This window comes from Kitasatospora sp. NPDC085895, from assembly GCF_040702125.1.
Lineage (GTDB): Bacteria > Actinomycetota > Actinomycetes > Streptomycetales > Streptomycetaceae > Kitasatospora > Kitasatospora arboriphila.
The window spans coordinates 1-26,481 of sequence record NZ_JBFBJY010000042.1; the positions used below are offsets into that span (position 1 = coordinate 1).

Annotated in this window: 24 protein-coding genes and 3 tRNA genes; 14 read left to right on the top strand and 13 right to left on the bottom strand. The window is 75.6% G+C overall.

Going from position 1 to position 26,481, the window contains the following annotated elements; translation table 11 throughout:
* The 3 genes from AB0442_RS24195 to AB0442_RS24205 form a co-directional block, all read right to left on the bottom strand.
* The coding region (locus AB0442_RS24195) for a hypothetical protein (protein WP_366165265.1) at nt 1-564 on the bottom strand (564 nt) is incomplete at its 3' end.
* Between the two features lie 70 nt (nt 565-634).
* Nucleotides 635-1,126 carry a hypothetical protein gene (locus AB0442_RS24200; RefSeq protein WP_366165266.1) on the bottom strand — a complete coding sequence of 164 codons (492 nt, stop codon included), beginning with the start codon at nt 1,124-1,126 and terminating at the stop codon, nt 635-637.
* A gap of 132 nt (nt 1,127-1,258) precedes the next feature.
* Nucleotides 1,259-2,281 (bottom strand): helix-turn-helix transcriptional regulator, encoded by a 1,023-nt coding sequence (locus tag AB0442_RS24205; protein WP_366165268.1) that lies wholly within the window; start codon nt 2,279-2,281, stop codon nt 1,259-1,261.
* Between the two features lie 119 nt (nt 2,282-2,400).
* On the opposite strand from AB0442_RS24205, the gene AB0442_RS24210 reads away from it, so the two are divergent.
* The 4 genes from AB0442_RS24210 (at nt 2,401) to AB0442_RS24225 (ending at nt 5,232) form a co-directional block, all read left to right on the top strand.
* The gene (locus AB0442_RS24210) at nt 2,401-2,604 is read left to right on the top strand and encodes a hypothetical protein (protein ID WP_363541046.1); all 204 of its coding nucleotides are present in this window, start codon (nt 2,401-2,403) and stop codon (nt 2,602-2,604) included.
* Nucleotides 2,605-2,633: 29 nt separating this feature from the next.
* Nucleotides 2,634-2,867: a LuxR C-terminal-related transcriptional regulator gene (locus AB0442_RS24215; RefSeq protein ID WP_366165269.1), complete on the top strand. Its 234-nt coding sequence runs from the start codon at nt 2,634-2,636 to the stop codon at nt 2,865-2,867.
* 245 nt (nt 2,868-3,112) lie between these two features.
* A complete protein-coding gene (locus AB0442_RS24220; RefSeq protein WP_366165270.1) occupies nt 3,113-3,730 on the top strand; it encodes an antibiotic biosynthesis monooxygenase in 618 nt (205 codons plus the stop codon).
* 137 nt (nt 3,731-3,867) lie between these two features.
* On the top strand, nt 3,868-5,232 hold the full coding sequence (locus tag AB0442_RS24225; protein WP_363541043.1) for an FAD-linked oxidase C-terminal domain-containing protein: 1,365 nt from the start codon (nt 3,868-3,870) through the stop codon (nt 5,230-5,232).
* Between the two features lie 490 nt (nt 5,233-5,722).
* On the opposite strand, the gene AB0442_RS24230 is transcribed toward AB0442_RS24225, so the two are convergent.
* On the bottom strand, nt 5,723-6,817 hold the full coding sequence (locus tag AB0442_RS24230; protein WP_366165272.1) for an EamA family transporter: 1,095 nt from the start codon (nt 6,815-6,817) through the stop codon (nt 5,723-5,725).
* 141 nt (nt 6,818-6,958) lie between these two features.
* On the opposite strand from AB0442_RS24230, the gene AB0442_RS24235 reads away from it, so the two are divergent.
* Entirely contained in the window at nt 6,959-7,864 is a 906-nt protein-coding gene (locus tag AB0442_RS24235) for a DUF1906 domain-containing protein (RefSeq protein WP_366165274.1), read from the top strand.
* A gap of 19 nt (nt 7,865-7,883) precedes the next feature.
* Here the strand turns inward: AB0442_RS24235 and AB0442_RS24240 are convergent, their stop codons facing one another.
* Nucleotides 7,884-8,642: a group II truncated hemoglobin gene (locus AB0442_RS24240; RefSeq protein WP_366165275.1), complete on the bottom strand. Its 759-nt coding sequence runs from the start codon at nt 8,640-8,642 to the stop codon at nt 7,884-7,886.
* Nucleotides 8,643-8,831: 189 nt separating this feature from the next.
* On the opposite strand from AB0442_RS24240, the gene AB0442_RS24245 reads away from it, so the two are divergent.
* Both AB0442_RS24245 and AB0442_RS24250 read left to right on the top strand, forming a co-directional pair.
* Nucleotides 8,832-10,490, top strand: coding sequence for a long-chain fatty acid--CoA ligase (locus AB0442_RS24245; protein ID WP_363541039.1), 1,659 nt, complete (start codon nt 8,832-8,834; stop codon nt 10,488-10,490).
* An 89-nt stretch (nt 10,491-10,579) separates the two neighbouring features.
* Nucleotides 10,580-11,137 (top strand): DUF4396 domain-containing protein, encoded by a 558-nt coding sequence (locus tag AB0442_RS24250; RefSeq protein WP_366165277.1) that lies wholly within the window; start codon nt 10,580-10,582, stop codon nt 11,135-11,137.
* A gap of 7 nt (nt 11,138-11,144) precedes the next feature.
* Here the strand turns inward: AB0442_RS24250 and AB0442_RS24255 are convergent, their stop codons facing one another.
* On the bottom strand, nt 11,145-14,351 hold the full coding sequence (locus AB0442_RS24255; protein WP_366165279.1) for a PAS domain-containing protein: 3,207 nt from the start codon (nt 14,349-14,351) through the stop codon (nt 11,145-11,147).
* Between the two features lie 232 nt (nt 14,352-14,583).
* Between AB0442_RS24255 and AB0442_RS24260 the strand changes: the two genes are divergently transcribed.
* From AB0442_RS24260 to AB0442_RS24270, 3 genes are all read left to right on the top strand, one after another.
* Nucleotides 14,584-14,674, top strand: a tRNA-Ser gene (locus tag AB0442_RS24260).
* A 228-nt stretch (nt 14,675-14,902) separates the two neighbouring features.
* Nucleotides 14,903-14,978, top strand: a tRNA-Arg gene (locus AB0442_RS24265).
* Nucleotides 14,979-15,014: 36 nt separating this feature from the next.
* Nucleotides 15,015-15,090 (top strand) — tRNA-Arg (locus AB0442_RS24270).
* A 63-nt stretch (nt 15,091-15,153) separates the two neighbouring features.
* Here the strand turns inward: AB0442_RS24270 and AB0442_RS24275 are convergent.
* Both AB0442_RS24275 and AB0442_RS24280 read right to left on the bottom strand, forming a co-directional pair.
* Nucleotides 15,154-16,353 (bottom strand): globin domain-containing protein, encoded by a 1,200-nt coding sequence (locus tag AB0442_RS24275; protein WP_366165281.1) that lies wholly within the window; start codon nt 16,351-16,353, stop codon nt 15,154-15,156.
* Nucleotides 16,354-16,363: 10 nt separating this feature from the next.
* Entirely contained in the window at nt 16,364-16,792 is a 429-nt protein-coding gene (locus AB0442_RS24280; RefSeq protein ID WP_366165282.1) for a globin family protein, read from the bottom strand.
* Nucleotides 16,793-17,077: 285 nt separating this feature from the next.
* On the opposite strand from AB0442_RS24280, the gene AB0442_RS24285 reads away from it, so the two are divergent.
* Nucleotides 17,078-19,702, top strand: a complete 2,625-nt coding sequence (locus AB0442_RS24285) for an Ig-like domain-containing protein (protein WP_366165284.1) — start codon at nt 17,078-17,080, stop codon at nt 19,700-19,702.
* A 159-nt stretch (nt 19,703-19,861) separates the two neighbouring features.
* A complete protein-coding gene (locus AB0442_RS24290) occupies nt 19,862-21,124 on the top strand; it encodes an SPFH domain-containing protein (protein WP_366165286.1) in 1,263 nt (420 codons plus the stop codon).
* A 122-nt stretch (nt 21,125-21,246) separates the two neighbouring features.
* Here AB0442_RS24290 and AB0442_RS24295 read toward each other — a convergent pair whose 3' ends face one another.
* Entirely contained in the window at nt 21,247-22,212 is a 966-nt protein-coding gene (locus AB0442_RS24295) for an aldo/keto reductase (RefSeq protein ID WP_344624982.1), read from the bottom strand.
* Between the two features lie 166 nt (nt 22,213-22,378).
* Here AB0442_RS24295 and AB0442_RS24300 point away from each other — a divergent pair, with 166 nt between their 5' ends.
* Complete coding sequence (locus AB0442_RS24300) at nt 22,379-22,576, top strand: hypothetical protein (protein WP_344624983.1); 198 nt, start codon at nt 22,379-22,381, stop codon at nt 22,574-22,576.
* Nucleotides 22,577-22,680: 104 nt separating this feature from the next.
* Nucleotides 22,681-23,568 carry a tyrosine-protein phosphatase gene (locus AB0442_RS24305; protein WP_366165287.1) on the top strand — a complete coding sequence of 296 codons (888 nt, stop codon included), beginning with the start codon at nt 22,681-22,683 and terminating at the stop codon, nt 23,566-23,568.
* 66 nt (nt 23,569-23,634) lie between these two features.
* Here the strand turns inward: AB0442_RS24305 and AB0442_RS24310 are convergent, their stop codons facing one another.
* The 4 genes from AB0442_RS24310 to AB0442_RS24325 all read right to left on the bottom strand — a co-directional run bounded on the left by AB0442_RS24310 (nt 23,635) and on the right by AB0442_RS24325 (nt 26,415).
* On the bottom strand, nt 23,635-24,429 hold the full coding sequence (locus AB0442_RS24310; RefSeq protein ID WP_366165334.1) for an RNA polymerase sigma factor SigF: 795 nt from the start codon (nt 24,427-24,429) through the stop codon (nt 23,635-23,637).
* Between the two features lie 356 nt (nt 24,430-24,785).
* Complete coding sequence (locus AB0442_RS24315; RefSeq protein WP_363541068.1) at nt 24,786-25,589, bottom strand: RNA polymerase sigma factor SigF; 804 nt, start codon at nt 25,587-25,589, stop codon at nt 24,786-24,788.
* Between the two features lie 329 nt (nt 25,590-25,918).
* A complete protein-coding gene (locus tag AB0442_RS24320; protein WP_344624985.1) occupies nt 25,919-26,212 on the bottom strand; it encodes a Dabb family protein in 294 nt (97 codons plus the stop codon).
* Nucleotides 26,213-26,274: 62 nt separating this feature from the next.
* Nucleotides 26,275-26,415 (bottom strand): hypothetical protein, encoded by a 141-nt coding sequence (locus AB0442_RS24325; protein ID WP_179419212.1) that lies wholly within the window; start codon nt 26,413-26,415, stop codon nt 26,275-26,277.
* Nucleotides 26,416-26,481 lie beyond the last annotated feature (66 nt).

The window sequence follows — 26,481 nt, forward strand, 5'->3', positions numbered from 1 at the left end:
CGCGCACGACTGGACGATGGGAGCCGTGTAAGCCGAGAGGTTTACGCACGGTTCTGAGAGAGCCGGGGAGTGAAATTCTCCCCGGCTACTCGCCCGGAAGTCGTCGTAGCCGAGCGGTCCGCCCTCGGGGTCGCGGTGCTTCAGCCGGAACTTGGTGTCCACCAGCACCCCGTCCAGCTGCGCCTTGTACGGGTTGCTGAACCAGGGGATGTCGTAGGCGTCCGTGCCGTCGTACTTGAAGACCATGATGTTGTAGCCCGGCGCGACGGCGGCCAGCTTGGCCACGGTGTCCTGGGTGAACCGGGCGTTCTCCACCTTCGCCTGGTCGGCCGCGTTGGCGATCAGCCTGATGGTGTCCATGACGGCACCGATCAGAGCCGTCCGGCAGTCGCCGCCGCCGCCCGGGTTTTCTTGTCCGGGGCACTCGGTGGCGGCCGCGGCCGGGAGCGGGGTGGCGAGCGTCGCCGCCCCGGCCCCGGCCAGGAGGCTGGTGGCCAGCGCGGTGGCGGCGGCGGACTTCTTCAGGCGGGTGTACGTCTCCAGGTCGGCAAATGCGATGCTCATGACAGATCTGCTCCAGGGGCTGTGGACGGGAGTGTGCGGACGGGGGGGTGTGCGGGCGGTGGCCCGCCGTTCAGTGCGAGCGGGGTGCGGGGCGGTCGGCGGCGGACAACCGCAGGACGAGGGGGCGCAGCTCCGGGCGGTCGTCGAGGCGGTAGCCCCAGCCGTGCGGCAGCAGCAGGGACTGCCCCGCGCGCAGCCGCAGCCGAGTGGCCGGGCGCCGCCCGGCGGCGGCCGGCGGGAGCAGCGCGACATCACCGGCCGCGCGGACCTGCAGGAGCAGGACGTCACTGTCGGTGTCCTGTCCCTGGTCTGCGGCCCGCCCTGCGACGGGGGTGGGTACGGGCTGCGGGGCGCGGCCGAGCAGCGGCCCCAGCAGCGGGGCCAGCGCGGTCGCCAGGGTGTCCGCCTCCTCGTCCGAGGGTGGACCGGAGCCGTCGGCTGGATCGTGCTCGGTCCACAACAGCGCCGGTCCCCGGCCCAGTTGGGCCCGGACGAAGGCGGCCAGCTCGGTCAGCCGGTCGCCGGGAGCCCGCTCGCTCTCCGGTTCCTGTCCCCAGTGCACGATCGTCGCCCCCGTTCCGACTGCTTCCCTTCGGTGGGCACGATCCTGCCGAGGAGCGCCGGTGACGGAAAGTCACGATTACCCGGTACCGGGGCGGTGGTACCGGGATCACGTGACACGGCGGGGGCCGGGTCAGTCCTCCTCGAGCAGGCCTGCGCGGGCAGCGGCGTACCCGGCCTGGAAGCGGCTCTCGGCGCCCAACTGCTCCATGATGTCCGCGATGTGGCGGCGGGCCGTCCGCAGCGAGAGGCCCACCCGGCGGGCGATCGTCTCGTCCTTGAGCCCGGCTGCGAGCATCCGCAGGATCGTGCGGTCGATCTCCTGCGCGACCTGCTCCAGCCCCTCCTCGGCCGCCGAGACGAACGGGCGGGCCTGCGCCCAGGCCTGCTCGAAGATCTCGCACAGGTAGGCGACCAGGGACTCCTGGCGTACCATCACCGCTCCCCAGGACCCGTCGCACAGCGGCACGAAGGCCAGTTCGCGGTCGAAGACGATCAGGCGGCCGAAGAGCTCGTGCGCGGTGCGGTACTCGCCGCCCAGCCCGGCGGCGGCCTCCACGTAGGCCTGGCTGGGGCCGTTGAACCGGGCGGTGTGGTGGTACAGCGTGCGCATCCGTACGCCCCGGGAGAGCAGCGCGTGGTCACGCCGGAGCGCGTCCTGCATGGCCTCGGGCTGACGGGAGCCGCCGCCCGGCTGGCTGGCCAGCACCTCGGAGCGGCACTCGGCCGAGGCCTGCTCCAGCGCGGCACGCACCTCGGCGAGGGTGGTGACGACGTGGACGCCGTCGCCGCCCTCCTGCGGCCGGGGGCCGCTCAGGTAGTACGGCAGGAAACCGGCCAGCCGGGCCCGGTTGTGCGCCAGCTCCTCCTGCCGGCGGGCGATCTCGGCCTCGATCGGGCCTGCCAGGGAGTTGGCGGCGGCCTCCGGGCCGACGGCGTGGCCCCGGGTCGGGTCCTGCGGGTCGGGGTGGACGAGGCGTAAGGCGGCGAGGCGGGCCAGGGCCGGGGCCGCGGCGAGCGGGTCGAGCCCCTGCCGGGCCAGGTGGCCGGCGAGGGCGGCGGGGTCGAGCAGGCCGTGCTCCAGTACCCAGGCGTAGGCGGCGGCCTCGATCGGGTCGGGCCCGTCCAGGGTCGACTGCGCCGACGAGATGTCCATTCTGTCCCCCGGTCAGCTTGTTGCCACCGCACTTGCTGAGGTGGCCGGGCGATGGCGACACGGGCCGCTCGCTGGACATGCTAGGCACGCATCCCGCCGACCCGTCCTGGAGGACCGCCTTGAAGCGCACGCTCGCCCTCGCCGCCCTGCTCGCCGCCACCCTCGCCGGTGCCGCGCCCGCGCTCGCGGCGGCCACTGCCGGGCCCGCCGGGTCGGCCGCGGTCCGCGTCACGGCAGGGGGCGGCGGCACCGTCGACCTGGCCGGGGACACCTCCTGGGGCGGCTCCTGCCGGCACAACCCGACCTGCAAGCCCCTCCTCTGACCGCCCGCGTCGACCACCAGGAGCCCGCCGTGATTCCCACCGCCCCCGCCCCCGCCCGCGCCGCGTTCAGCCGCCGGGAGTTGGAGGTCCTCGAACTGCTCGTCGAGGGCGCGAGCTACGCCGCCATCGCCCGCCGTCTGGAACTCAGCCCGCATACCGTGGACACCTACCTGCGCCGCATCCGTGCCAAGACCGGTGCCACCAACCAGATCCAGCTCACCCTGCTCGCCTGCCGCGTCCACGGCCTCCCGACCGCCGCCTGACGGCGGCCCACGCCGACCGCCGACACAGGCCGCCTTGCAAGGACGGACCGGCTGGGGGCGGGTACCGGTTGCGGCCGGTACCCGCCCGCTGCGTTCTGCGGACCGGCGGACCGCCGGACCCCCGGGCGGCCCCCGTTCGGGTCGTCCGCGTTGCCCGGGGCGGGGCGGGGCCGTCGGATGGAGGTGTGCCGTGCCCGTACCCGGTGCCGCGGAGCGCGCCGGGCCGACGACAGGAAACCGCTGCCATGTACGTCCGCACCCTCTACGCCACCGGCGACCCCGCCCGGATCGACGAGGCGCTCGACGCGCTCCGCGCCGAGGCCGTCGGCCTGCTCACCGACCGTCCCGGCTACCGCGGCTACGGCCTCTTCGCCGACCGGACGGTCGGGAAGATCGCCATGGGGTCCTGGTGGGAGAGCGAGCAGGCCCAGCAGGACAGCGACGAGGCGCTGAAGGCCCGCCGGGCCGCCCTGCTGGCGCCGTTCGCGGGCACGGTCACCGTCGACGTGTGGGAGGCCGCCGCCTTCAGCCCGCCGGCTCCGGCCGCGCCCGGGGCGGGCTTCCGGATGATCCGCTCGGACATCGACCCGGCCCGGATCGACGACCTGGTCGAGCGGTTCCGCGCCACGCTGCTGCCCGAGATGGGCCAGATCGACGGCTTCGTCTCCGGCACCCTGCTGGTGAACCGCGCGGAGGGCCGGGCCTCGGTCGGCACGATCTTCCGCGACCGCGCCGCGCTGGAGGCCTCGCGCGCCCCGCAGGCCGCCCTGCGGGCCCGGAACGTCCCGGCGGCCGGGGTGACCGTCCGCAGCCTGGAGGAGTTCGAGGTGGTCCTGCTGGACCGGCCGGCCGACCACGGCTGAGCCCGCCCGCTCCACCGCACCGACACCCCTGACCGTCCGTCAGGGGTGTCGATCGGTGTTCGCGCACCGTCCTTGCCGCGCCCGTCCGACGGGGGCAGAGTGCAGAGCGGACGGACGTGCGAGAGGCGGAGGCTGCCGTGGGTGATCTGGTCGACCGGCTGGTGTCGGGGCTCCCGGAGGCGGCGGTCGCCGTCGATCCGGACGTGGTCGCCTCGTACGCCCACGACATGGCCGGGTTCTGCGAGGCCGGGTCGCCGGCCGTGGTGGTCTTCCCGGAGACCGTCGAGCAGGTCCGGCACGTGCTCCGCACGGCCACCGAGCTGCGGGTGCCGGTGGTGCCGCAGGGCGCCCGGACCGGTCTGTCCGGCGGGGCGAACGCCGTGGACGGCTGCATCGTGCTGTCGATGGTCAAGATGAACCGGATCCTGGAGATCGACCCGGTCAACCGGCTCGCCGTCGTCGAGCCGGGCGTGGTGAACGCCGAACTCTCGCGGGCCGCCGCGGGCCACGGCCTCGCCTACCCGCCTGACCCGTCCAGCTGGGAGTCCTGCACCATCGGCGGCAACATCGGCACCGGCGCGGGCGGTCTCTGCTGCGTGAAGTACGGCGTCACCGCCGAGTACGTGCTCGGCCTCGACGTGGTGCTGGCGGACGGCCGGCTGCTGAGCACCGGCCGCCGGACGGCCAAGGGCGTCGCCGGGTACGACCTGACCCGGCTGCTGGTCGGCTCCGAGGGCACCCTCGGCGTGGTGGTGCGGGCGGTGGTCGCCCTGCGGCCCGCCCCGGCCCCGCAGCTCGCCCTGGCGGCGGAGTTCCCCAGCACCGAGTCGGCGAGCGCCGCCGTGTGCGCGGTGATGGCGGAGGGCCACGTGCCCTCGCTGATGGAGCTGATGGACGCGACGACCGTCCGCGCGGTCAACGCGATGGCCCGGATGGGACTGCCGGAGTCGACCCGGGCGCTGCTGCTGGTCGCCTTCGACGGCCCGGCCAAGGAGGCCGAGCTGGCCGAGGTGGCCCGGCTGTGCCGGGAGGCCGGCGCGAGCGAGGTCGTCCCGGCCGAGGACCAGGCCGAGTCGGACATGCTGCTGGAGGCCCGCCGGCTCTCGCTGCCCGCGATGGAGCGGCTCGGCACCACGATGATCGACGACGTGGCGGTGCCGCGCTCCCGGCTGGGCGAGATGCTCGACGGCGTCGCCGCGATCGCCGAGCGCCACCGGCTGACCATCGGCGTGGTCAGCCACGCCGGGGACGGCAACACCCATCCGGTGGTCATCTTCGACTCCGCCGATCCGGACGAGACCGCCCGCGCCCGGGCCTCCTTCGACGAGATCATGGCACTCGGGCTGGACCTCGGCGGCACGGTCACCGGCGAGCACGGCATCGGCCTGCTCAAGCGGGAGTGGCTGGCCCGCGAGCTCGGTCCGGTCGGGCTGGAGCTCCAGCGGCAGATCAAGGCGGTCTTCGACCCGCTCGGCATCCTCAACCCCGGCAAGGCCCTCTGAGGACCTCGCCCGGCAGGGGCGTGCGGATGCTCCCGCGCGCCCGAGGCGGACACGGCGGGCGTGCGGCGAGCTGAGGACAACCGGCTCGACATCACGCTAAAGGGCGAAAAGGGTAGGTCGAGCTATGCCTTTGTCGACTTGTTGCGGGAGTCTTCTCTCCGGCGGGCCCCGCCGACGAACCCGGCCACGGAGGACATGCATGGGGAGCTTCACCGCGCCGCACCGGATCTGCGCACCGGGGGCCGCCGCGGACTGAACCGGTCCTCCCGGACGGCCGAGCAACACGGCCGCACCACCCGCCGGCGGGGGCGCCGAGCGGGGGAGCGGCCCACGGCGCCCGGGAGGACACCGGACACCAGGGCACGGAAAGGGTCTCCGAAGCCCGAAGGGCGGGCGGTGCCGAACCACGGCACCGCCCGCCCGTCCTGAGTTCCGCCCGTCCTCCGGGTGGACGGGCCGCCGCCGGCGCCGTGCGGTCAGCGGCGCACCGTCAGCGGCGTGCCGTCAGGGTGGCCCCCACGCTGGCCGCGACCACGCAGCCGATGCCGGCCAGCTGCACCCCGCCGAGCAGCTGCCCCAGCACGACCAGCCCGACCAGGGCGCTGACCGCCGGGTCCAGGCTCACCAGCACGCTGAACACCCGCTGCGGCATCCGCCGCAGGGCGGTCATCTCCAGCGCGTACGGCACCACCGGGAAGAGCAGCGCCACCCCGCCGACCGCGAGCAGCAGCAGGGCGGGCGAGGGCGCGGCAAAGAGCCCGTGCCAGGCCGGGGCCGCGCCGAAGGGGGCGACGGCCAGCGCGGCGACCGTGAAGGAGACGGCCAGCCCCTCGAAGCCCCTGAACACCGCACCCACCTTGTCGGTGAACAGGATGTACCCGGCGTAGCAGGCGGCCGCGCCGAAGGCGTAGCCGAGGCCGACCGGGTCGAGGGCCGCGCCGCCGGAGCCCTCGCCGAGCAGGGTGAGCAGCACCACGCCGCCGGCCGCGAGCAGCGCCCACAGCAGGTGGCTCGCCCGGCGGGACAGCGCGATGGCGACGGCCAGCGGGCCGAGGAACTCGATGGTCGAGGCGGTGCCCATCGGCAGCCGGTCGGTGGCGCCGGCGAACAGCAGGGTCATCCCGGCGGACGCCAGCCCGAGCAGGACGGCCGAGACCAGGTCGCGCCGGCTGCGGCCGCGCAGCCGCGGCCGGGTGACGGCGAGCAGGACCACCGCGGCCACGGTCAGCCGCAGGAAGGTGGCCCCGCCGACGCCCAGCACGCCGAACAGCGACTTGGAGGAGGCGATGCCGAGCTGGCAGGTGACCATGGCCGCCACACACAGCAGCGGCGCCGGGATCGATCCCAGGCGCCGCTGCGGGGTGGTGGTCCGTTCGGGACGGCCGGCCGGTGGCCGGTGCCGTTCGGTACGGGGGGTGCCCGTCCCCCCGTCCGGGGGCGCAGCGGCGGCGGGACCGCGTCGTCGCCAGCCACCGCGCTCGCCGGCGGGCTCGCCCTTGGGGGAGGGCGGCAGGGCGAAGGCGTCGGCGACGGCGTCGCCGGTGGGAGCCGTGCGGAGCGGCTCGAAGGTGTTGGCAGCGGACATGCCGCCGAGTCTGACGTAAGGACTCATCTGGCCGCAAACCCGTTACCACTATGCGGGACGGGCCCACCGGTCGGGTGAATCGGCGGTCGGGCGGCGCGCGCCTGACCCCGGAGTCCGACGATCAGTCAGTACGACTGTGGCGTGCGCTCCTTGGGAACCGCCGCGCTGGCCGCGGCCACCTCCGTCCTGCTGCTCGGCACCGCCGGCGTCCCCGCGGCCTCGGCCGCGCCCGTCCCGGCGGCCTCCGCCGCGCCGCTCCCGGCCGCGCCGCGGCTGACCCGCACCGTGCTGGCCGACCCGGCCGCCGGTCCCGCCGCCGGCGGCCGGCTGCCCGCCGGCGAGCTCTACCAGGGCCCCGGCTTCGACGCCTGCACCGCACCGCCGCTCCCCACCATGCAGACCTGGTGGGACGACTCCCCGTACGGCGCGGTCGGCATCTACGTGAGCGGCTCCCAGCGCGGCTGCACCCAGTCCCGGCTGACCGCCGACTGGGTGGCGCAGTCCCGGGAGATGGGCTGGCGCTTCGTCCCCACCCACGTCGGCCTGCAGGCGCCGTGCAGCACCAACGGCAGCAAGCCCCGGCACATCGACCCCGCGAGGGCGGTGGACCAGGGGCAGCAGGAGGCGGCCGAGGCCGTCGCGGCGATGCGCGCCCTGGGCTTCGGCGACGGCAGCCCGGTCTACCTCGACATCGAGGCGTACCCGCGCGGCGACAGCCGCTGCAGCCAGGCCGTGACCGACTTCGCCGTCGGCTGGACGCAGGCCCTGCACGCCGCGGGCCACCTCGCCGGCTTCTACTCCAGCGCCGAGTCCGGCATCGCCGACCTCGCCGCCGCGGCGCGGGCCGGCAGCTCCCCGCTGCCGGACGCCGTCTGGTACGCCCGTTGGGACGACCACGCCAACACCACCGACGGCGCGGGCGCCCTCAACCCCGAGCTGTGGACCGACCACGGCCGGATCCACCAGCACCGCGGCAACGTCCAGGAGTCCTACGGCGGCAACGCCCTCACCGTCGACCGCGACGAACTCGACTCGCTCGTCGGCTGAGGGCACCGTCCCGCCCGGCTCAGCCCCGGTACGGCGGGGTGATCCCCCAGTCCCAGTGCGGCACCGGGGCCTCGGGCAGCGGCGGCGGGTTCGGCCCGGAGTAGAGCACCGCCATCCGGGTGCCCCACTCCAGGTAGTGCGCCAGTACCGCGCGGAACTCCGGGTCGTCCGGCAGCCCCACCTCGTCCGCGGTGTCGGTGAGCAGCGCGATCCACCGGCGGCGCTGCTCCTCGGTGATGCCCCGGCCGAGGTGCCGGGAGACCATGTGCCGGTGCCCGCCGTACTCCGAGGTGTACCGCGGCGGGCCGCCGAACACCTCGCCGAGCCAGGCCGCGACGTGCTGCGCGTGGGCCGGGTCCTTCCCGGCGAAGACCGGCGCGAGCAGCCCGTCCTCGTCCACCCGCTCGTAGAAGCGGGTGAACAGCCGCTCCAGCGCGGGCGCCCCGCCCGCCCAGGCGTAGAGCGTCGGCGTCGCTCCGCCGCGCCCGGCCACCGGCGTGGCCTCCTCCACCGACAGCCCGGCCGGCTCCGCGTACGGCGCGAGCGCCGCCACCAGGGCTCCGCCCTCCGGGCTCTCCCAGAACTCGCGGCGCCCCTCCTCGGAGGTCCAGCGGATCCGCAGCCCGTACCCGTCCGGGTCGCCGGCCGAGCGTTCCAGCGCGTAGTCGACGCACCCCCCGGCGCCGCCCAGGCCCGCCACCGCCCCGCGGCAGGCGGCTTCGAACGCGGCGCGGTGCTGCGGCCCGGCGAGCCGGTACCGGATGTACTCGACGGTCATGGGACGACTGAAGCGCGGGCCGTCGGCGGGGGCAACCGCGCCGTCGCCCGGCCGGCCCCGAAGACGCTGGTCTCAACTCCGCCACGGATGCTGACACCGGGCCCCGGCCGGAGAAAGAATCGGCACGTCAGCGGCGACTACTTGCGAGTAGGCGCCCGCGAGACCCACCACCGGTCAAGGAGGACCCGCGTGTTCAGCACCATGCAGGACGTACCGCTCACCGTCGCCCGGATCCTGGCGCACGGATCGACCGTCCACGGCCGCTCCACCGTGACCACCTGGGACGGCACCGGCCCGGTGGTCCGCAGCTACGCCGAGGTCGGCGCCCGCGCCGCACAGCTCGCCCACGCCCTGCGCGACGAGCTCGGCGTCACCGGCGACCAGCGTGTGGCCACCCTGATGTGGAACAACGCGGAGCACCTGGAGACCTACCTCGCGGTGCCGTCGATGGGCGCCGTGCTGCACACCCTCAACCTGCGGCTGCCCGCCCAGCAGCTGGCCTACATCGTCAACCACGCCGCCGACCACGTGGTCGTCGTCAACGGCAGCGTGCTGCCGCTGCTCGCCGGCGTGCTCGGACAGCTCGCCGACACCCTCCGGCACATCGTGGTCAGCGGCGAGGGCGACCGCTCGCTGCTCGACGGCTTCGCCGGCACCGTCCACGAGTACGAGGACCTGATCGCCGGCCGCCCGACCGACTACCCCTGGCCCGCGCTGGACGAGCAGCGGGCCGCCGCGCTCTGCTACACCTCCGGTACCACCGGCGACCCCAAGGGCGTCGTCTACAGCCACCGCTCGGTCTACCTGCACTGCCTGCAGGTCATGGCCGCCGACAGCTTCGGCCTCACCTCCCGGGACACCGCCCTGCCGGTGGTGCCGATGTTCCACGTGAACGCCTGGGGCGTGCCGCACACCGCCTTCATGTCCGGCGCGAACCTGCTGATGCCCGACCGCCACCTCCAGCCCAAGCCGCTCGCCGAGATGATCGACCGGGTGCGGCCCACCGTCAGCGCCGCCGTCCCCACCATCTGGACGGGCCTGCTCGACGAGCTCGACGCCGGCTCCTACGACACCTCCAGCCTGCGCATGGTGGTCATCGGCGGCTCCGCCTGCCCGCCCGCCCTGATGAAGGCCTTCGAGGACCGCCACGGCATCAACGTGGTGCACGCCTGGGGCATGACCGAGACCTCCCCGCTCGGCACCTTCTCGCTGCCGCCGGGCGGCCTCACCGCCGAGGAGGAGTGGCCCTACCGGCTCACCCAGGGCCTCTTCCCGGCCTCCGTCGAGGCCCGGCTGATCGGCCCCGGCGGCGAGCGGATGCCGCACGACGGCCGCGCCGCCGGCGAACTGGAGGTCCGCGGCCCGTGGATCGCCGGCGCCTACTTCGGCGGCGCCGGCCGCGACCCGGAGCGCCCCGAGGACAAGTTCAGCGAGGACGGCTGGCTGCGCACCGGCGACGTCGGCACCATCACCGCGGACGGCTACCTCACCCTCACCGACCGGGCCAAGGACGTCATCAAGTCCGGCGGCGAGTGGATCTCCTCGGTCGAGCTGGAGAACCACCTGATGGCCCACCCGCAGGTCGCCGAGGCCGCCGTGGTCGCGGTGCCGGACGAGAAGTGGGGCGAGCGTCCGCTGGCCACCGTCGTGCTGCGCCCCGGCGCCACCGCCGACCTGCGCGAGCTGCGCGCCTTCCTGGCCGGGCGGGTCGCCTCCTGGCAGCTGCCGGAGCGCTGGTCGATCGTCGAGGCCGTCCCGAAGACCTCGGTGGGCAAGTTCGACAAGAAGGTGATCCGGGCCGACTACGCCGCCGACCGCCTCGCGGTCACGCTGCTCGGCAAGGAGTGACGGACGGGCTCCTCTCCCATCGCTGGAATACCCCTGGGGGGTATGGCGTTCCGTCCGGCGGAACCCGCGAGGGGAGAGGAGCCCGCACCATGGAGCACCACCCGCACCACCCGACCGAGCACCACACCCACCCGCACCACGAGCACCTCCCGCACCACGAGCACGAGCACGAGCACCACGCACACGGCCACGGGCAGCAGGCCGCCGGCCGCGACCCCGGCTGGTCCACCGCCGTCCGGGCCACCCTGCACTGCCTCACCGGCTGCGCCGCCGGCGAGATCCTCGGCATGGTCGTCGGCACCGCCCTCGGCCTGCACACCGGCGCCACCGTCGCGCTCTCGGTCGCGCTGGCCTTCGTCCTCGGCTACGCCCTCACCATGCACGGGGTGCGGCGGGCCGGCCTGCCGCTCGGTGCGGCCCTGAAGGTCGCCCTCGCCGCCGACACCGTGTCGATCCTGGTCATGGAGCTGATCGACAACACCGTCATGGTCGCGGTGCCCGGCGCCATGGACGCCGGACTCGGCAGGCCGCTGTTCTGGGCCTCCCTGCTGTTCTCCCTGACGGTCGCCTTCGCCCTCACCGTGCCGGTCAACCGGTGGCTGATCTCCCGCGGGCGCGGCCACGCCGCGGCCCACGCCCACCACTGAGCGGGCGTCAGCCGCCGGCGACCGTACCGGCCTCGGAGAGCGAGCCGATCCGGCCGAGCAGGTCGACGATCCTGGACTGCACGTCCTCGGTCGTCGACCGCTCGGCGAGGAACAGCACGGCCTCGCCCGTCCGCAGCCGCGGCAGGGCCTCCCGGTCCAGGCCGTCCGAGGTGTAGACGACCAGCGGGGTGCGGTGCAGCCGGTCGTTGGCGCGCAGCCAGTCCAGCAGGCCCAGCTGGCGGCGCTCGATCCGCTGCAGGTCCATCACCACCAGGTTCGGCTGGACGCTGCTGGCCCGGGCCACCGCCTCGTTCTCGTCCGGGGCGTGCTCGACGTGCATGCCGCGCCGCTCCAGGCTGGCGATCATCGCCCCGGCGACGTCCGGGTCGGACTCCACCAGCAGCACCCGCGGGGCGTGGTTCTCGCTGTCCCGCGGGGCCAGCGCCCGCAGCAGCACCGCCGGGTCGGCGCCGTACGCCGCGTCCCGGGCCGACAGCCCGATCCCGGCGGTGACCAGCACCGGAACCCGCCGGTTCAGCGCGGCGGTGCGCAGCGACTCCAGCGCCGTCCGGGTGATCGGCCCGGTCAGCGGGTCGACGAACAGCGCGGCCGGGAAGCCCGCCACCTGCGCGTCGACCTCCTCCCGGGAGCGCACGATCACCGGCCGGTAGCCGCGGTCCTGCAGCGCCTGCTTGGTGGAGGCGTCCGGCTCGGGCCACACCAGCAGCCGCCGCGGGCCGCCGTCGATCGCCGGCACCAGCACGGTCGGCTCGTCGGCGGGGACGGGCGCCACCCCGGCCGGGGCCAGCTCGGACAGCGGCCGAGGAGGCGTCCGCGGCTCCAGCGCGGCCGGCTCCGCGGGCCGGGTCGACGCGGGCAGCGCCGGCAGCTCGGGGGCACCGGACCGGCTGCCGTTCACGGCGGCCTCCGGCTGCGGGAAGGCACTGGGGAAGGCCGCGGCGAAGGCGCTCTGCAGCGGCCGAGGCGGGCTCAGCTCGCCCAGGCCGGTGCCGACCGGCTGCGGCTGCGCCGGGACGGGGACGGCGGGCTCGGGCACGGCAGGGCGCGCCGGTTCGAGCTCCGCACCCGTGGCCGGTGCGGCGGCGGCCGGCGCCGGCAGGGCGTCCGCGGACTGCTGCTGCGGGGCGGCGTCGGCCGCGGCCGGCTCCGGCTCGGCGGGCACCGCGAGTCGCCGGCGGCGGCCGGTCGGCGGCACGGGCGGCGCGGCCTGGACGGGCGGGCCGGCAGGCAGGGCGTTCTCCAGACCCGGGTAGACCGGCATGCCGGGCTCCGGCACCCCGGGCAGGGCGATCGCACCGGCCGGGGTCTCGTCGGCCGCGGCCCGGCGCCGCCGCCGGGACGGCCGGGACTCCTCGGCGGGCGCGGCCTCCGACGAGCCGTCAGCCGCCGGGCGGGCGGCCGCGTCCACCGGCACGCCGGCCGGCGGGGTGTCGCCCTCGCCGACCCGGTCGGGACGCTCCGGAGCCTGCTCGGCCGGGGCGACCGCCATCGGCCCGAGCGGGACGGGCCCGCTGCGGTCGTGGTCGGCGGGCTCCTGCGAGCCGCGCCCGACCGGCCCGGCCTGGCCGTTCTCCCGCCGCTCGGCCGGCCGCACCTCGGGGAGGTCCGGCAGCATCGCGGTGTCGGTCTCCTTGGGCACGCTCGGCCGTCCGGCCGCCGCCCGGGTCGCCGCCGGGTCGAGCGGCAGCTCGACCACGTACGTCGTCCCCGCGCCGGCGGGCAGCTCGTGCCGCTGCAGGACGCCGCCGTGCCGCTCGACCGTGCCGCGGGCGATCGGCAGGTGGACGGGGCTGGACTGCCGGGCCGGCCCGCGGACCTCGATCCGGGCGACCTCGCCGCGCTGCGCGGCCGCGACCACCACCATCGGTGCCTCCCCGCCGACCGGCGGCAGGGCGGGCACGCCGAGGGTGGGCGACGCGCCCGTCCCGGGCGCGTCCAGCGACGGCGTGATGCCGCTGACGTCGGCCACCAGGTGGGCGAGGGCGCGGGCCAGCCGCTCCCGGTCGGCGGTCACGTCGACGGCGGCCGCGTGCACCGAGTAGCGCACCCGCCCGGGGCCGACCAGCTCGCCGGCGTGCTCCACGGCGCGCTGGACGACCGCGTCCAGCCCGACCGGCTTGCGCTTGAGCTGCTTGCGCCCGCTCTCCGCGTCGGCCTCGAAGGCCTGGTGGGCGAGCACGCCCTCGATCAGGGTGCCGAACCGGCGGCACTCGTCGGCGAGCCGGCGCAGCGTCCAGTTGGCCTCCGGCCACAGCTGCCCGGCCGGGTCCGCGGCGAGCGCGTCGATCCGGCGGTGCAGCGCGGTGAGCGCGTCGCCGAGCTCTGTCTCCAGGACGGCGGTGAGGTGCTCGTTGCGGGCGACGAGCGCGAGCTCCTTCGTCCGGTCGGTGAACGTCATCACCGCGCCGACCAGCTGCTCGCCGTCCCGGACGGGGGCGGTGGTGAGGTCGACGGTGACCGGGCTGCCGTCCTTGCGCCACAGCACGGCGCCGCGCACCCGGTGCTTGCGCCCGGACAGCAGGGTGTCCATCAGGGCGGAGCCCTCCTGGGCGAGCGGGGTGCCGTCCGCCTGGGAGTGCTGGACCAGCGGGTGCAGCTCACGGCCGCCCAGCTCGCTGGCCCGGTAGTCGAGTATGTGCGCCGCCGCCGGGTTGACCAGCACCACCCGGCCGTCGAGGTCGACGCCGAGCACGCCCTCCGCGGCCGCCCGCAGGATCATCTCGGTCTGCTTGTGCTGCCGCCGCAGCTCCGCCTCCACGCCGAGGCGCCCGGACAGGTCGCGGACGAGCAGCAGCAGCAGGTCCTGCCCCGAGCCCTCGCGGTACGGGTCGTAGGGGACGTAGCCGCGGCCCTCGGCGGCGGCGCCGTCGTCGGTGAAGTCGTTGCCGGACACCTCGACCGGGAAGGTCCCGCCGTCGGTGCGCCGGGCGGTCATCCGGACGGGCCTGTCCAGGCCCTCCGCCTCGGTGGTGGCCGGGCGCATCGAACCGGGGATCCGGCTGGGGTCGAACTCCGGCAGGAGGTCGAGCACGCCCCGCCCGACCAGGGAGGTGCCGGGGGCCTGCAGCGCCTCCACTGCGGCCTTGTTCGCGTCCACCACGGTGCCGTTGCTGTTCACCAGCAGCAGCGCGTCGGGCAGTGCGTCGAGTATCGCGGCGAGGCGAGCAGCGCCTCGGGTCGGCCTGCTGCTCACGTCGACAGGTCTCCTCACGGCTTGGGCCACGTCGGCGGGGCTCGCCGGCTGGTTGTCACGGCGGGCGCTCGCGGCTCGCGCTCTCCTCGGGCCCCGGCAGTATCTCATTGTTCTTTGCGCTGTGGACGACCCGCCTAGTAACGTTGTCGGTGGTTGGTGTCGGGCCCGTGGGCTGTGGCATCATCACTTGCGCACGGAGTGCGTCCGGGGTTCCGGTCGCGGTCCGGGTGGAGGAGGCTTCGCCTAGTCCGGTCTATGGCGCCGCACTGCTAATGCGGTTTGGGCCTTAAAGCCCATCGAGGGTTCAAATCCCTCAGCCTCCGCCTCGTGAGAGCCCCGTCGGCAACAGCCGGCGGGGCTCTCCGCTTGTCCGGGGACTGTCCCGGGTCGCCCCGGGGCCGGGCCGGGGGGCGACCCCGGGGCCGTCCGCGGCCGGTTCCGGAAGGGCCCGGGGAGGCGCCGCGGGCGCCCGGGATCAATCGATTTCACCCCGGGTCGACGGTCATGTAATGTTGTCCCCGCACCGCCCCGGAGGCCAGCCGCCAGGGCGAGCGCTCATAGCTCAACGGATAGAGCACTTGACTACGGATCAAGAGGTTGCAGGTTCGAATCCTGCTGAGCGCACCACAACTCGCCGCAGCGGTCCTCCAGGGGATCGCCCAGGCGCTCATAGCTCAACGGATAGAGCACTTGACTACGGATCAAGAGGTTGCAGGTTCGAATCCTGCTGAGCGCACCACCCGAAGGCCCCGGACTCCGTCCGGGGCCTTCGTCGTTGCCGTCACCGCCCGGCCGGGGCGGCTCAGGCCAGTTCGGTGCGGTTGATCCAGGCGACGTCCCGCGGCTGCAGGAAGCGTTCCGCCGCCGTCGCCGGCCGGCTGCGGTCCAGGGTCCGCGGCACCGGGTCGTGGCGGACGAGCGAGGGGTCCGCGCCCAGGGCGGCCAGCCGGGCGGCCACCGCGGGTGCCAGGTCGGGCGGGCCGCTCAGCAGCACGTCCCGGCCCGCGCAGTCGCCGAGCCGGCCGAGGCCCGCGTGCAGCAGCGCCACCGCCTCGGCGCGGCCGGCCCCGTCCGCGGGGGCGGCGAGCACCACCTCCAGCCGGGCGTACCGCTCGACCAGGGCGCGCACCGCGTCGAGGTCGTAGTGGTCGGCGTCGCTCCGGGCGCCGAGCAGGACGGTGACCGGCCGGGTGCCCGCCCGGGCGAGCTCCTCGACCACCGACTTGACCTGGGCCCAGCCGGTGCCGCCCGCGACGGCCAGCAGCGGGCGCCGGGACGCCGGGTCGAGCACCGCGGTGCCGAGCGGCGGCCCGAGCCGCAGCCGCTCGCCCGGCCGCACCGCGTCGACCAGGACGGGGGAGAGCAGACCGTCCGGCACCCGGCGGACGTGCACGTCGAGGGTGCCGTCGGGCCGCGGCGCGCAGCCGATCGAGAACGGGCGCCAGACCTGCGGCACCCGCGGGGAGCAGAGGGTGAGGTACTGGCCGGGGGTGAACGGGTAGGGCCGGTCGGGTGCGAGGGTGAGCACCGTCACGTCCGGGGCGGCGGGGCGGCGCCGCACCACCTCGGCCTGCCAGCAGGCCGGCGTCCCGGCGGGGACGGCCGCGGCGGCGTCGACCATCGCCCGGGAGATCACCGTCCACGCCTCGGTCCAGGCCTTCTCCTGCTCCTCGCTCCAGGCGTTCCCGGCGAACCGCCGCAGGGTGGCGAGCAGGCTGGCCCCCACGGCCGGGTAGTGCTCGGGCCGGGCGCCGAACTTGCGGTGGTCGCGGCCGAGGGCGGCGAGGTAGCCGGCGAGCCGCTCGGGGTCGTCCAGCCGCTGGACCAGGTGGGTGATCGCGGCGAGCAGCCGGTCGCGCTGCTCCTCCATCCGCTCGGGGAACATCGCGCGGACGCCGGGGTTGTGGGCGAACAGGTGGGCGTAGAAGTAGGCGGTCAGCTGGTCGGCGCGGCGTTCGACCACCGCGAGGCCGGCCCGCAGGACCGCGGGGTCGAAGGCCACCGGAGCGTCCTCACCCGTCCGCCCCGGCCGGACCCGCGGCCACCAGTGCCCGGCCCATGGTGTCCGCGACCACGCCGTAGACCGCCGCCCAGGCCGCCTCCGCCTGCGGCGACCAGGCGTCGCCGGCGAAGTGCCGCAGGGTGGCGAGCAGGCTGACGCCCACCGCCGGGAAGTGCTCCGGCAGGGCGCCGTAGCCGGCGTGCCGGCGGCCGAGGTCGGTGAGGACGCCGACCAGGGCGTCGGTGTCCTCCAGGTGCTCGACCAGGGCGCCGAGGGCGGCGAACAGCCGGTCCTGCTGGTCGTCCAGGTGCTCGGCGAACAGCGCCCGGACCTCCGGGTGGTGTTCGAACAGGTGCTGGTAGAACCAGGCCGTCACCTCGGTCCCGTGGGGCTCGACGGCGGCGAAACTGCTCTTCACGAGTATGGGGTCGATGCTCACGTGCGCCGACTCTACTGACGGCCCGTCATGTCGAACAGGGTGCCTCGGAAGGTGATCGGAAAGGCCGAGGAAACCGGACCGCGATCCGGCCGCCGTGGCGGAAAACCGCCCGTCCGGCCGGTGCCGGCGGGGGCCGCGGGGGAGCGGCGACCAATCGGGTGCACCTCGGGACGCGCTCACGGGTGTCGGATCTTGACGGGCCGTCGGACGTGCTTCGCTTTTGTCGGATGTTATGGCCGCGTCATCTCCGGCTGCGGCCCGGCCACGGCAGCGAAGGAGCGCCGGATGAACCGACGGTTGTGCCCGACGTCCCCCGCCCGCCGGGCCCTGGCGGCCGCGGCGGCCACCGGACTGCTGCTGCCCGCCGCACTCGCCTCCCCGGCCCCGGCCCAGCAGAGCCCCGCCGCCTGGAACCAGGACCGCACCGCGGCGCTGCCCTCCGGCCTCACCGTCCGGCTGGACTTCTCCCCCCTCCCCGGCATCACCGCCACCGCGGCCCCCGGAACCCTCGCCGGCCCGGCCGGGAACGCCGCGGTGTACGCGGACGGGATGCACCCCGGCGACCCCGCCGAGACCGTCGACATCGACGCCGACCGCACCGCCGCGGACGGTTCCTGGCGCACCCTCGGCACGCTGCGGATCGCCTTCTCCCGGCCGATGCGCAACCCCCGGCTGCACGTGGGCGGCCTCGCCGCCCGGGCCACCGCGGCCACGGGCACCACCGCGACCGCCGTCCGGCTCACCGCCACCGGCGGCACCCCCGCCACCCCCACCCTGGCCGGCCGCACCCCCTGGGCGGGCTGGACGGCGGCGGGCGACGAACTCGCCCCGCCCGCCGACGGGCAGGCCGACACCGCCGCAGACGGCGCCGGCACCCTCGAACTGACCGGCACCGTCGGCACCGCCACCCTCCGCCTGGAACGGCGGACCACCGCCCGGGACGGCTCCACCACCCCGCCGCCCGCGCTGCACACCTCCTGGTCGGTGACCCTCGACGAGTCGCTCGGCACCGCGCCCCAGGGCTACGGCAATGCCTCCCACCTGCTCTCCGACCTCTGGCTCGGCCGGGACGCGACCGACGACCGGCACCGCGAGCGCTCCGCCGCGGCGACCGCCGCCCGGCCGCTGGTGCCCGCCCCGGACGGCACGGGGCCGGGCGCGGCACCGGGGGCCGCGGTGTCGGTGGACGGCACACCCGGGGCGGTGGAGGAGCCGGCGGCACCCACCCGCCCCCTGGTGGAACTCCTCCCCTCCGGGCCGCGCAGCCTCTGGGCCAGCCCCGTCCCGCCGCGCACCGGCCCGGGCCGGGGCGAGTACCCGGGCGCCGACCCGACCCTCGCCTTCCCGGCCGAGGCCGCGACCGGCGACTACTACCGGGTCGACGTGCCCGTCGCACCCGGCGCAGGTCCGGCCGTCCTGGCCGGCTGGGTCGACTTCGACCGCAACGGCCGCTTCGACCCCCTGGAGCGGGTGCAGGCGGAGGTCCCGCAGGGCGCCACCACCGCCCGCCTGGAGTGGGCGGTCACCGGCAAGCTGGTCGCCGGGGAGACCTGGGCCCGGCTGCGGATCGCCCGGGACGCCTCACAACTCGTCACCGCCGGCGGCTTCGCCGACTCCGGACAGGTCGTCGACCAGCGCATCCGGCTCGCCGCAGGCTCCGCCCGCCCCGAGCTCTCCGCGCCGGTCGACGGCACCGTCACCGCCGAGGTCCGGCCCCAGGTGGCCGGCACCGCCCCCGCCGGGGCGAGCGTGGCCGTCGCCGAGGGCGACCGCACCCTCTGCACGGCCGCGACCGCCCAGGACGGCGGCTGGAACTGCCGCCCCGGACAGGCGCTGACCGACGGCGAGCACACGCTGACCGCGGTGGCGACCACGCGCGCCGGCGCCGCGCTCGGCAGCGAAGCCGTCCGGCTGACCGTCAAGACCGCTCCGCCGACGGCCCCCGCGCTCACGCTGCCCGCATTCACCAACGACCCCGGCCTGCTCGTCACCGGCACCGGCGAGCCCGGCAGCACCGTCTCGGTCACCGAGGTCGGAAGGGCCCCGCGGGCCACGGGCGAACTCTGCAGCACCGGCGTCGGGCCGGACGGCGCCTGGTCCTGCCTGCCGGTGGAGAACCTCGACGACGGCGTCCACCGGCTGACCGGAACCGCGGCCGACGCGGCGGGGAACACCGCCCGCGGCACCGAGACGGCGCTCACCGTGGACACCGTCGCACCCGCCCGCCCCCTCCTGGAGGCGCCGAAGGCCGGCGCCGCCGTCGGGTCCCGCCCGCGGTTCGCCGGGCGGGCGGAGGCCGCGGCCACCGTCACCGTCACCGCCGGCCCGAAGGCGGGCGGCGGCGAGCGGATCGCGCTGTGCAGCGGGGTCGCCGGTGCGGACGGCGCCTGGTCCTGCACCGCCGGGCGTGCGGCGCCGGACGGCGAACGGGCACTGGTCGCCACCGCCACCGACCGTGCGGGGAACAGCACCGCCGGCGAGCCGGTGACCGTGCAGGTCGCGGCGGAGCCCGCAGCGTCGCCCGGGGCCGCCGACCCGTCCGTACCGCCGTCGCCCGGCGCCGCGTCCCCGCAGCCGGGGAACCCGCCGGCCGTTTCGCCGCCCGCGGCCGGCGCCCTGGCCGGTGACCCGCCCGTGGCCGAGGCGGGTACCCCGGCCGCTTCGCCGCCCGCGGCCGACCCGGGGGCGCCCTCCGCTAGTGCCGGGGCGGACCCGTCCGGCCGGGTCCGTGCGGTGCCGCCGCAGGCCGGGCACCGTCCGGCCGGGGGGCCGGTGTCCGCCCCGGGCCGGGCCCTCGCCGCCCACGGCGGCCTGCTCGCGGGCCTGGCCGGCCTGGCGTGCCTGGCGGCCGCCGGACTGCTGCTGCGGCGGGTGTTCGCCCGCGGTCCGGGCAGTCGCCGCAAGGGCTGATGCATCGTCAGTTCGTCGCGTCAGGCGGGGATTCGACACGCCCAATGCGCCCGAAATATCTCATTTGATGACTTGTCGACCTAGCCTGGAATCCGGTGCGGGCCGCCCTCGCCCGATCCGGCCGCCCCGCCTTGCCGCACCCGAACCCGAGGACCGTGCATGGACGTCACCCGCGACTCATCGCCACGACCCGCCCCCCGGCCCGCCGGCCCGCTCGGCCCGCCCGACCCGGCGGCGGGCGGCCCCGGAGCCGGAACGGCCGGATACACCGCCGCCACCGGCAAGGCCCAGCCCGTCCGCGCCGACAGCGGCGGCCTCACCGCCCCGGGCCCCGGCAGGACCTCCCGGGCCGCGGCGCCGGAGGACCCGCCCACCCGCCAGCTGACCCCCGTCCGCGCCGACCCGGACACCGAGACCCCCGCGACCCGCCGGCCGCCCCGCGTCGACCAGGCGCTACGCGAACGGCACGCCTTCGCGCTGCCCGGCTGGCTGGCGCTGCTGCTCCTGCTGCTGGGCACCACCGGACTGCTGGTGATCCTCGTCCGCGCCGGCGTGCTGCCCGAGTTCGAGGCGCTGCCGGACATCCGGACCGGGACCGTGCGCCGCGGCGGGCCCACCGGGCTGAGCGGCGCGGAGATCGCCGCCGTCGCCGCCGTCGGCCTGCTGCTGGTGGCCGTACTGGCCGGGCTGCTCTCCAACCCCGGCGGCGAGGCCAGGGTGCTCACCCGCTGGGGTCGCTACCGCGGCACCGTCCGCCGGGCCGGCCTGCTGTGGGTCAACCCGCTGGTCCGCCGCCGCCGCGTCGACGTACGGCTGCGCCACTGGCGCAGCGACCCGGTGACGGTCACCGACCGCACCGGCACCCCGATCGTCGTCCGGCTGCTGGTCGTCTGGCGGGTCCGGGACACCGCCCGGGCGGTGCTGTCGGTGGCCGCGCACGAGGCGTACCTGCGCGAACAGATCCACGCCGTGCTCAGCCGCACCGCCAGCCGGCTGCCCTGCGACTCCAACGCCGGCCCCGGCCCCGCGCTCCGGGACGGCCAGTGGTTCGCCGACGAGCTCAGCCGCGCCCTCGCAGCCGAGGCCCACCCGGCCGGCCTGGAGGTGTACTCGGTCCAGCCGATCGCCCTCGACTACGCACCCGAGGTCGCCGAGTCGATGCGCCGCCGCCGCCTCGCCGACCTGGACGCGGGACTGCGGACCGTCCTGGTCGACGACGCCGTCGAGGCGGCCGCGCTCGCCGTCCGCCGCCTCGAACGCGCCACCGCCCACCAGCTCGACGAGGCCGCCCGCAGCGCCCTGATGGAACAACTGCTGGTGGCCTTCGTCGCCCCGGCCGGGGTCAGCGCCCCGGTGCCCGCGCCGGCCGTCCGGCCGGCCCGCAAGGAGCCCGCCGGACGCAAGGAGGGGCGGCCGGCGTGACCGCGCCCGCCGGTCGCTGCCCACCCGCTCCGCCCGAACGCGTTGCCCGACCGCCCCGCCCGCCCGGGGCAGCCGCCCGTCCACAGCCCGTGGACGGGCGGTTGCCGTCCGGGGACGCGCCCTCAGGCGGAGGCCGCGTCCAGCAGGGCGAGCTCCTCCTCCGCCAGCCGCAGGTCGATCGCGGCCAGCAGCGGCGGCAGCTGCTCGGCGGTGCGTGCGGACGCGATCGGCGAGGCAACCGTCGGCCGGGCGGCCAGCCAGGCCAGCGCCACCGTGGCGGGCTCCACCCCGCGGGCGGCGGCCACCTTGTCCAGCGCCTCCAGCACCAGCGGACCCCGCGGCTCCGCCAGGTACCGGGCCGCCCCCTGTGCGCGGGCGCTCGGCACCTCGCCGCCGCCCGGGCGGTACTTGCCGGTCAGGAACCCGGAGGCCAGCGCGTAGTACGGCACGGCGGACAGCCCGTTCGCCGCCACCACGCCCGCCAGGGGGCCCTCGTAGGTCCCGCGGGAGACCAGGTTGTAGTGCGGCTGCACCGCCACGTACCGGGCCAGGCCCTCGCGGTCGGAGAAGGCCAGCGACTCGGCGAGCCGGTCGGCGCCGATGTTCGAGGCGGCGATCTCGCGGACCTTGCCCTCCCGCACCAGCTCGTCCAGCGCCGTGACGATCTCCTCCACCGGCGTCGCCGGGTCGTCCCGGTGGGTGTAGAAGAGGTCGATCCGCTCGATGCCCAGCCGGACGAGCGACTCCTCGGCGCCCCGCTTGATGTTCGACGCCCGCAGACCGGGCGCGTCCGGGTGCATGCCGACCTTGGTGGCGATCACGACCCCGTCGCGGTTGCCGCGGCTGCGCAGCCAGGTGCCGATCACGGTCTCGGACTCGCCGCCGGTGTTGCCGGGCACCCAGGACGAGTACATGTCGGCGGTGTCGACGAAGTTGCCGCCGGCCGCCGCGTAGGCGTCGAGGACGGCGAAGGACTGGGCCTCGTCCGCCGTCCAGCCGAAGACGTTGCCGCCGAGGCAGAGCGGCGAGACGGCCAGGTCGGAGGTGCCGAGGGTCACCCGGCGGGCGTCGGTGCGGTAGTCGGTCATGCCGCGAGTCAACCCGATCCGCGGGCGGGCTGTTCCGGAGCCCGGCCGGAGTTCACGGTCCTGTCGCACGGGCGTAGCACGTGCAGGTGGGGGGAGCGTGTGGAGATCACCCCACCGTGGGGTCCGGGGTGTTCCGCGGGCGGCCTCGTTGGCTAGAGTCCTCGCCATGGCTGACAACGACTACGACCCCGCCGGCAGCACCCAGATGTTCCGGGCGTTCGTCGACGAGACCCCGGCCCCGCAGGCCCCCGGCTCCGTCAACACCTACGGCAGCAGCTCCTCCGGCCGGGGCGGTGTGATCGCCGCCGTGGTGGTGGTCGCCCTCCTCGTCGTCGGCGGCGTGGTCTGGCTCGCCGTCAAGTAGCCGGCGTCGAGCAGGCGGCCCGGAGCGCGGGCCCCGGGGTGCGGCGCGGTCCCTACACTGATCGGGCCCGCGCCCGCCGTCCCCCGCGCACCAGGAGGCCTTCCGTGACCCAGCCCACCGAGACCGCGCGCAGTCTGGGCCTCAGAGGTGCCGTGAACGCCCGTGACCTGGGCGGCTACCGGACGGCCGACGGCCGGGTGCTCAAGCCGGGCACCGCCCTGCGCGCGGACGCGCTCAACCGGCTCGGCGAGGACGACCTCGTCCTGCTCGCCGACCACGGGCTGCGCCAGATCGTCGACCTGCGCAGCCTCGACGAGGTCCGCGAGGCCGGCCCGGACATCGTCCGCGGGCTGCCCACCGCGGAGATCGCCGCCGCGGAGCTCTCCGCCACCCCGGTGACCGTCGAGCGGACCACCGACGACGGCATCACCCTGCACCACCTGCCGGTCTTCGCCCGCGAGTTCGACATCTACGTCGCGCTGCGCAACGCGCTCGCCGACCGCGACGCCGACAAGCAGCGCGCCCTGCTCGGCGACGGCCGGGCCGAGGGCATGATGATCGGCCTCTACCGCTGGTTCGTCACCGACGCCGTCGCCCGCGAGCGCTTCGCCACGGTGGTCCGGTTGCTCGCCGAGCCCGGCGGCACCCCTCTGCTCTTCCACTGCTCGGCCGGCAAGGACCGCACCGGCTGGGCGGCCGCCCTGGTGCTGACCGCCCTCGGCGTCGACCGCGACACCGTCTACGCGGACTACCTGCTCACCAACGAGCGCTCCGCCGCCATCATCGAGCACGTGGTGGACAGCTTCGGCACCCGCGGTCTGATGAAGGAGCCCGCGCTGCTGCTGCCGATCTTCCGCGCGGACCGGAACTACCTCGACGCCGCGTTCGAGGAGGTCGCCGCGGGTTGGCCGACCTTCGAGGACTTCTGGCGCGACGGCCTCGGCCTGGACGGCGCCGTACTGGACGGGCTGCGCGCCAACCTGCTCGCCTGACCCGCCCCGGCGCCGCCCGGACCGTCCGCCGCCCCCGGTCGCCCCGGGCCTCCCGTCAGACCTCCGTCAGCCCTCCGCGGTCAGTCCGGCCCGGAGCTGGGCGAGGGTCTTGGTGAGCAGCCGGGAGACGTGCATCTGGGAGATCCCGATCTCCTCGCCGATCTGCGACTGCGTCAGGTTGCCGAAGAAGCGCAGCATGATGATCCGCCGCTCGCGCGGCGGCAGCTTGGCCAGCAGCGGCTTCAGCGACTCGCGGTACTCCACGCCCTCCAGCGCCAGGTCGTCGTAGCCGAGCCGGTCGGCCAGCGGGCCCTCGCCGTCCTCCTCGCTGGGCGCGGAGTCGAGCGAGGAGGCGGTGTACGCGTTGCCGACGGCGAGGCCCTCGACGACGTCCTCCTCACTGACGCCGAGGCAGACCGCCAGCTCGGCGACGGTGGGGGAGCGGTCGAGCTTCTGCGAGAGCTCGTCGCCCGCCTTGGTGAGGGCCAGCCGCAGCTCCTGCAGGCGCCGGGGCACCCGCACCGACCAGCTGGTGTCCCGGAAGAAGCGCTTGATCTCGCCGACCACCGTCGGCATCGCGAAGGTCGGGAACTCCACCCCGCGGTCCGGGTCGAAGCGGTCGATCGCCTTGATCAGGCCGATCGTGCCGACCTGGACGATGTCCTCCATCGGCTCGTTGCGGCTGCGGAACCGTGCCGAGGCGTAGCGCACCAGCGGCAGGTTGAGCTCGATCAGGGTGTCGCGGACGTAGGTGTGCTCCGCGCCGCCCGGCTCCAGCGCCGCCAGCCGGCGGAAGAGCGAGCGCGAAAGCGTCCGGGTGTCCAGCGGGCGCTCGCCGACCACCGGGTCGGCCGTCCGCACGGGCCCGGCCGCCCCGGCGGCCTCCGTCGTGCGGGTGGCACCGAGGGCCGCTGCGGCGGCCCCGGGCGGCGGTGCGCCGACCGGCTCCTGCTCCCCGGCCTGCTGCTGCGGGAACGCCCGCAGCACGGCCCGCACCCCGGCCGCCCGCTCCCCAGGGCTCTCCTCGACGACCGCACCGACCGGTTCTCCGGACACGCGCCCCACCCCCTCGTGACTGACTGTTCAACGGGCACCAGCACAGCGTGGTTCCCGCATCGGACCCTCCCTCCACCCCCCATACCGGCCCACCGGCCCCGGCAAACCCGGCCGTCGCGAGATGTCACACGGCGGTAACGCGGCGCGATCTTCCGGCGGGCTCACTCCTCCCAGGAGTTGCCGGTCCGCAGCCGGGTGAGGATGCGCGACAGCAGCCGGGAGACGTGCATCTGGGACATCCCCAGCTCGGTGGAGATCTGCGACTGCGTCAGGTTGGCGAAGAAGCGCAGCATGATGATCCGGCGCTCCCGCTCGGGCAGCTGCACCAGCAGGTGGCGGACCATGTCCCGGTGCTCGACGTCGGCGAGCGCGGAGTCCTCGTAGCCGAGCCGGTCCAGCAGGGCGAGCCCGCCCTCGTGCTCCTGCGCCGCCTCCAGCGAGGCGGCGTTGTACGCCCGGCCGGCGTCCAGGCAGGCCCGGACGTCCTCTTCGGGGATGCGCAGGCAGGCGGCGATCTCCGGCACCTTGGGCGCCCGCCCGTGGGTGACGGTCAGCTCCTCCATCGCGCCGCTGACCTGCACCCACAGCTCCTGGAGCCGGCGCGGCACGTGCATGGTGCGGACGTTGTCCCGGAAGTAGCGCTTGATCTCGCCGAGGATGGTCGGCAGCGCGTACGTCGGGAACTGCACGCCGCGGCTCGGGTCGAAGCGGTCGATGGCGTTGATCAGGCCGATCGTGCCGACCTGGACGATGTCCTCCATCGGCTCGCTGCGGCTGCGGAAGCGGGTGGCCGCGTACCGGACCAGCGGGATGTTGATCTCGATCAGGGCGGCCCGGACGCGTTCGCGTTCCGGGGCGCCCGGGGGCAGTTCGGCGAGCCGCTCGAAGAGGACCCGGGTGAGCGTGCGGACGTCCACCGGGGTGCGGGTGCCGCTCTGGCGGTCCCTCAGCCCGGCGGCCTTCAGCTCCGCGACGAGACTGTCCGCGGGCGGCGGGGCGGACTGCTCCCCGTCGGTGCCCCGCGCGCTGTCCTGTGTCCGCACGGACACGTCACCCCTCCCAGAGTCGACATCTGCGATCCGGCCGCCGCCTGGGCGGCCCGGCCGTGCTCACCACCTCGCCAGATCAGGCAAAACCGGTCATAGCATCACAAGTCGTCCACATCGGCGGCAAGCACCGCTCGTAGGCGTGTTGGCTGACAGTGCGCCGTCGGCCGATGTGTGCTGCGGCCCCCCGCCCGGGGTCGGGGCGGAGGGCCGAGTGGTGGTGCGTGTGCGATGCGACTGTGCGGGGATCAGACCTCGACGTCGGCGATCACCCAGGTGGCGAACTCCCGCCACTGACCCGCGGCGGCCTGGTGGGCCGGGTGGGTCAGGTAGGCCTGCAGCGCGTCCCGGTCCTCGACCAGGCTGTTGATCGCGTAGTCGTAGGCGATGTCGCGCACGGTGGTGTTCCAGCCGCACTCCCACTCGCGCAGCTCGGGGATCTGCGGGCCGAGCTCCTCGAACGCCTTCGCGCCGGCGATCGCCCGCTCGTCGTCCTTCAGGACGCCGTCGTTGAGCTTGAACAGGACCAGGTGCCGGATCACGATGCCGCTCCTAGCTGGAAGGGTGGACGAACCCCGCCACGGTAGCCGCTGACCGGCCGGGCTCAGTTCACCAGGCCGGTCATGAAGGTCCCGACCGCCTTCGCGGCGTCCGAGATCCCCACGAAGCCGGACTGCACCAGCTCCGCCGCCCGGGTGGGCGACGTGATGATCGTGTAGATCACGAAGATGAGCAGGAGATACATGCCGATCTTCTTCGCCTGAGCCATCGAACGGGCCTGCCTCCCTGCCGCGGGGCCGCCGTCGCTCTC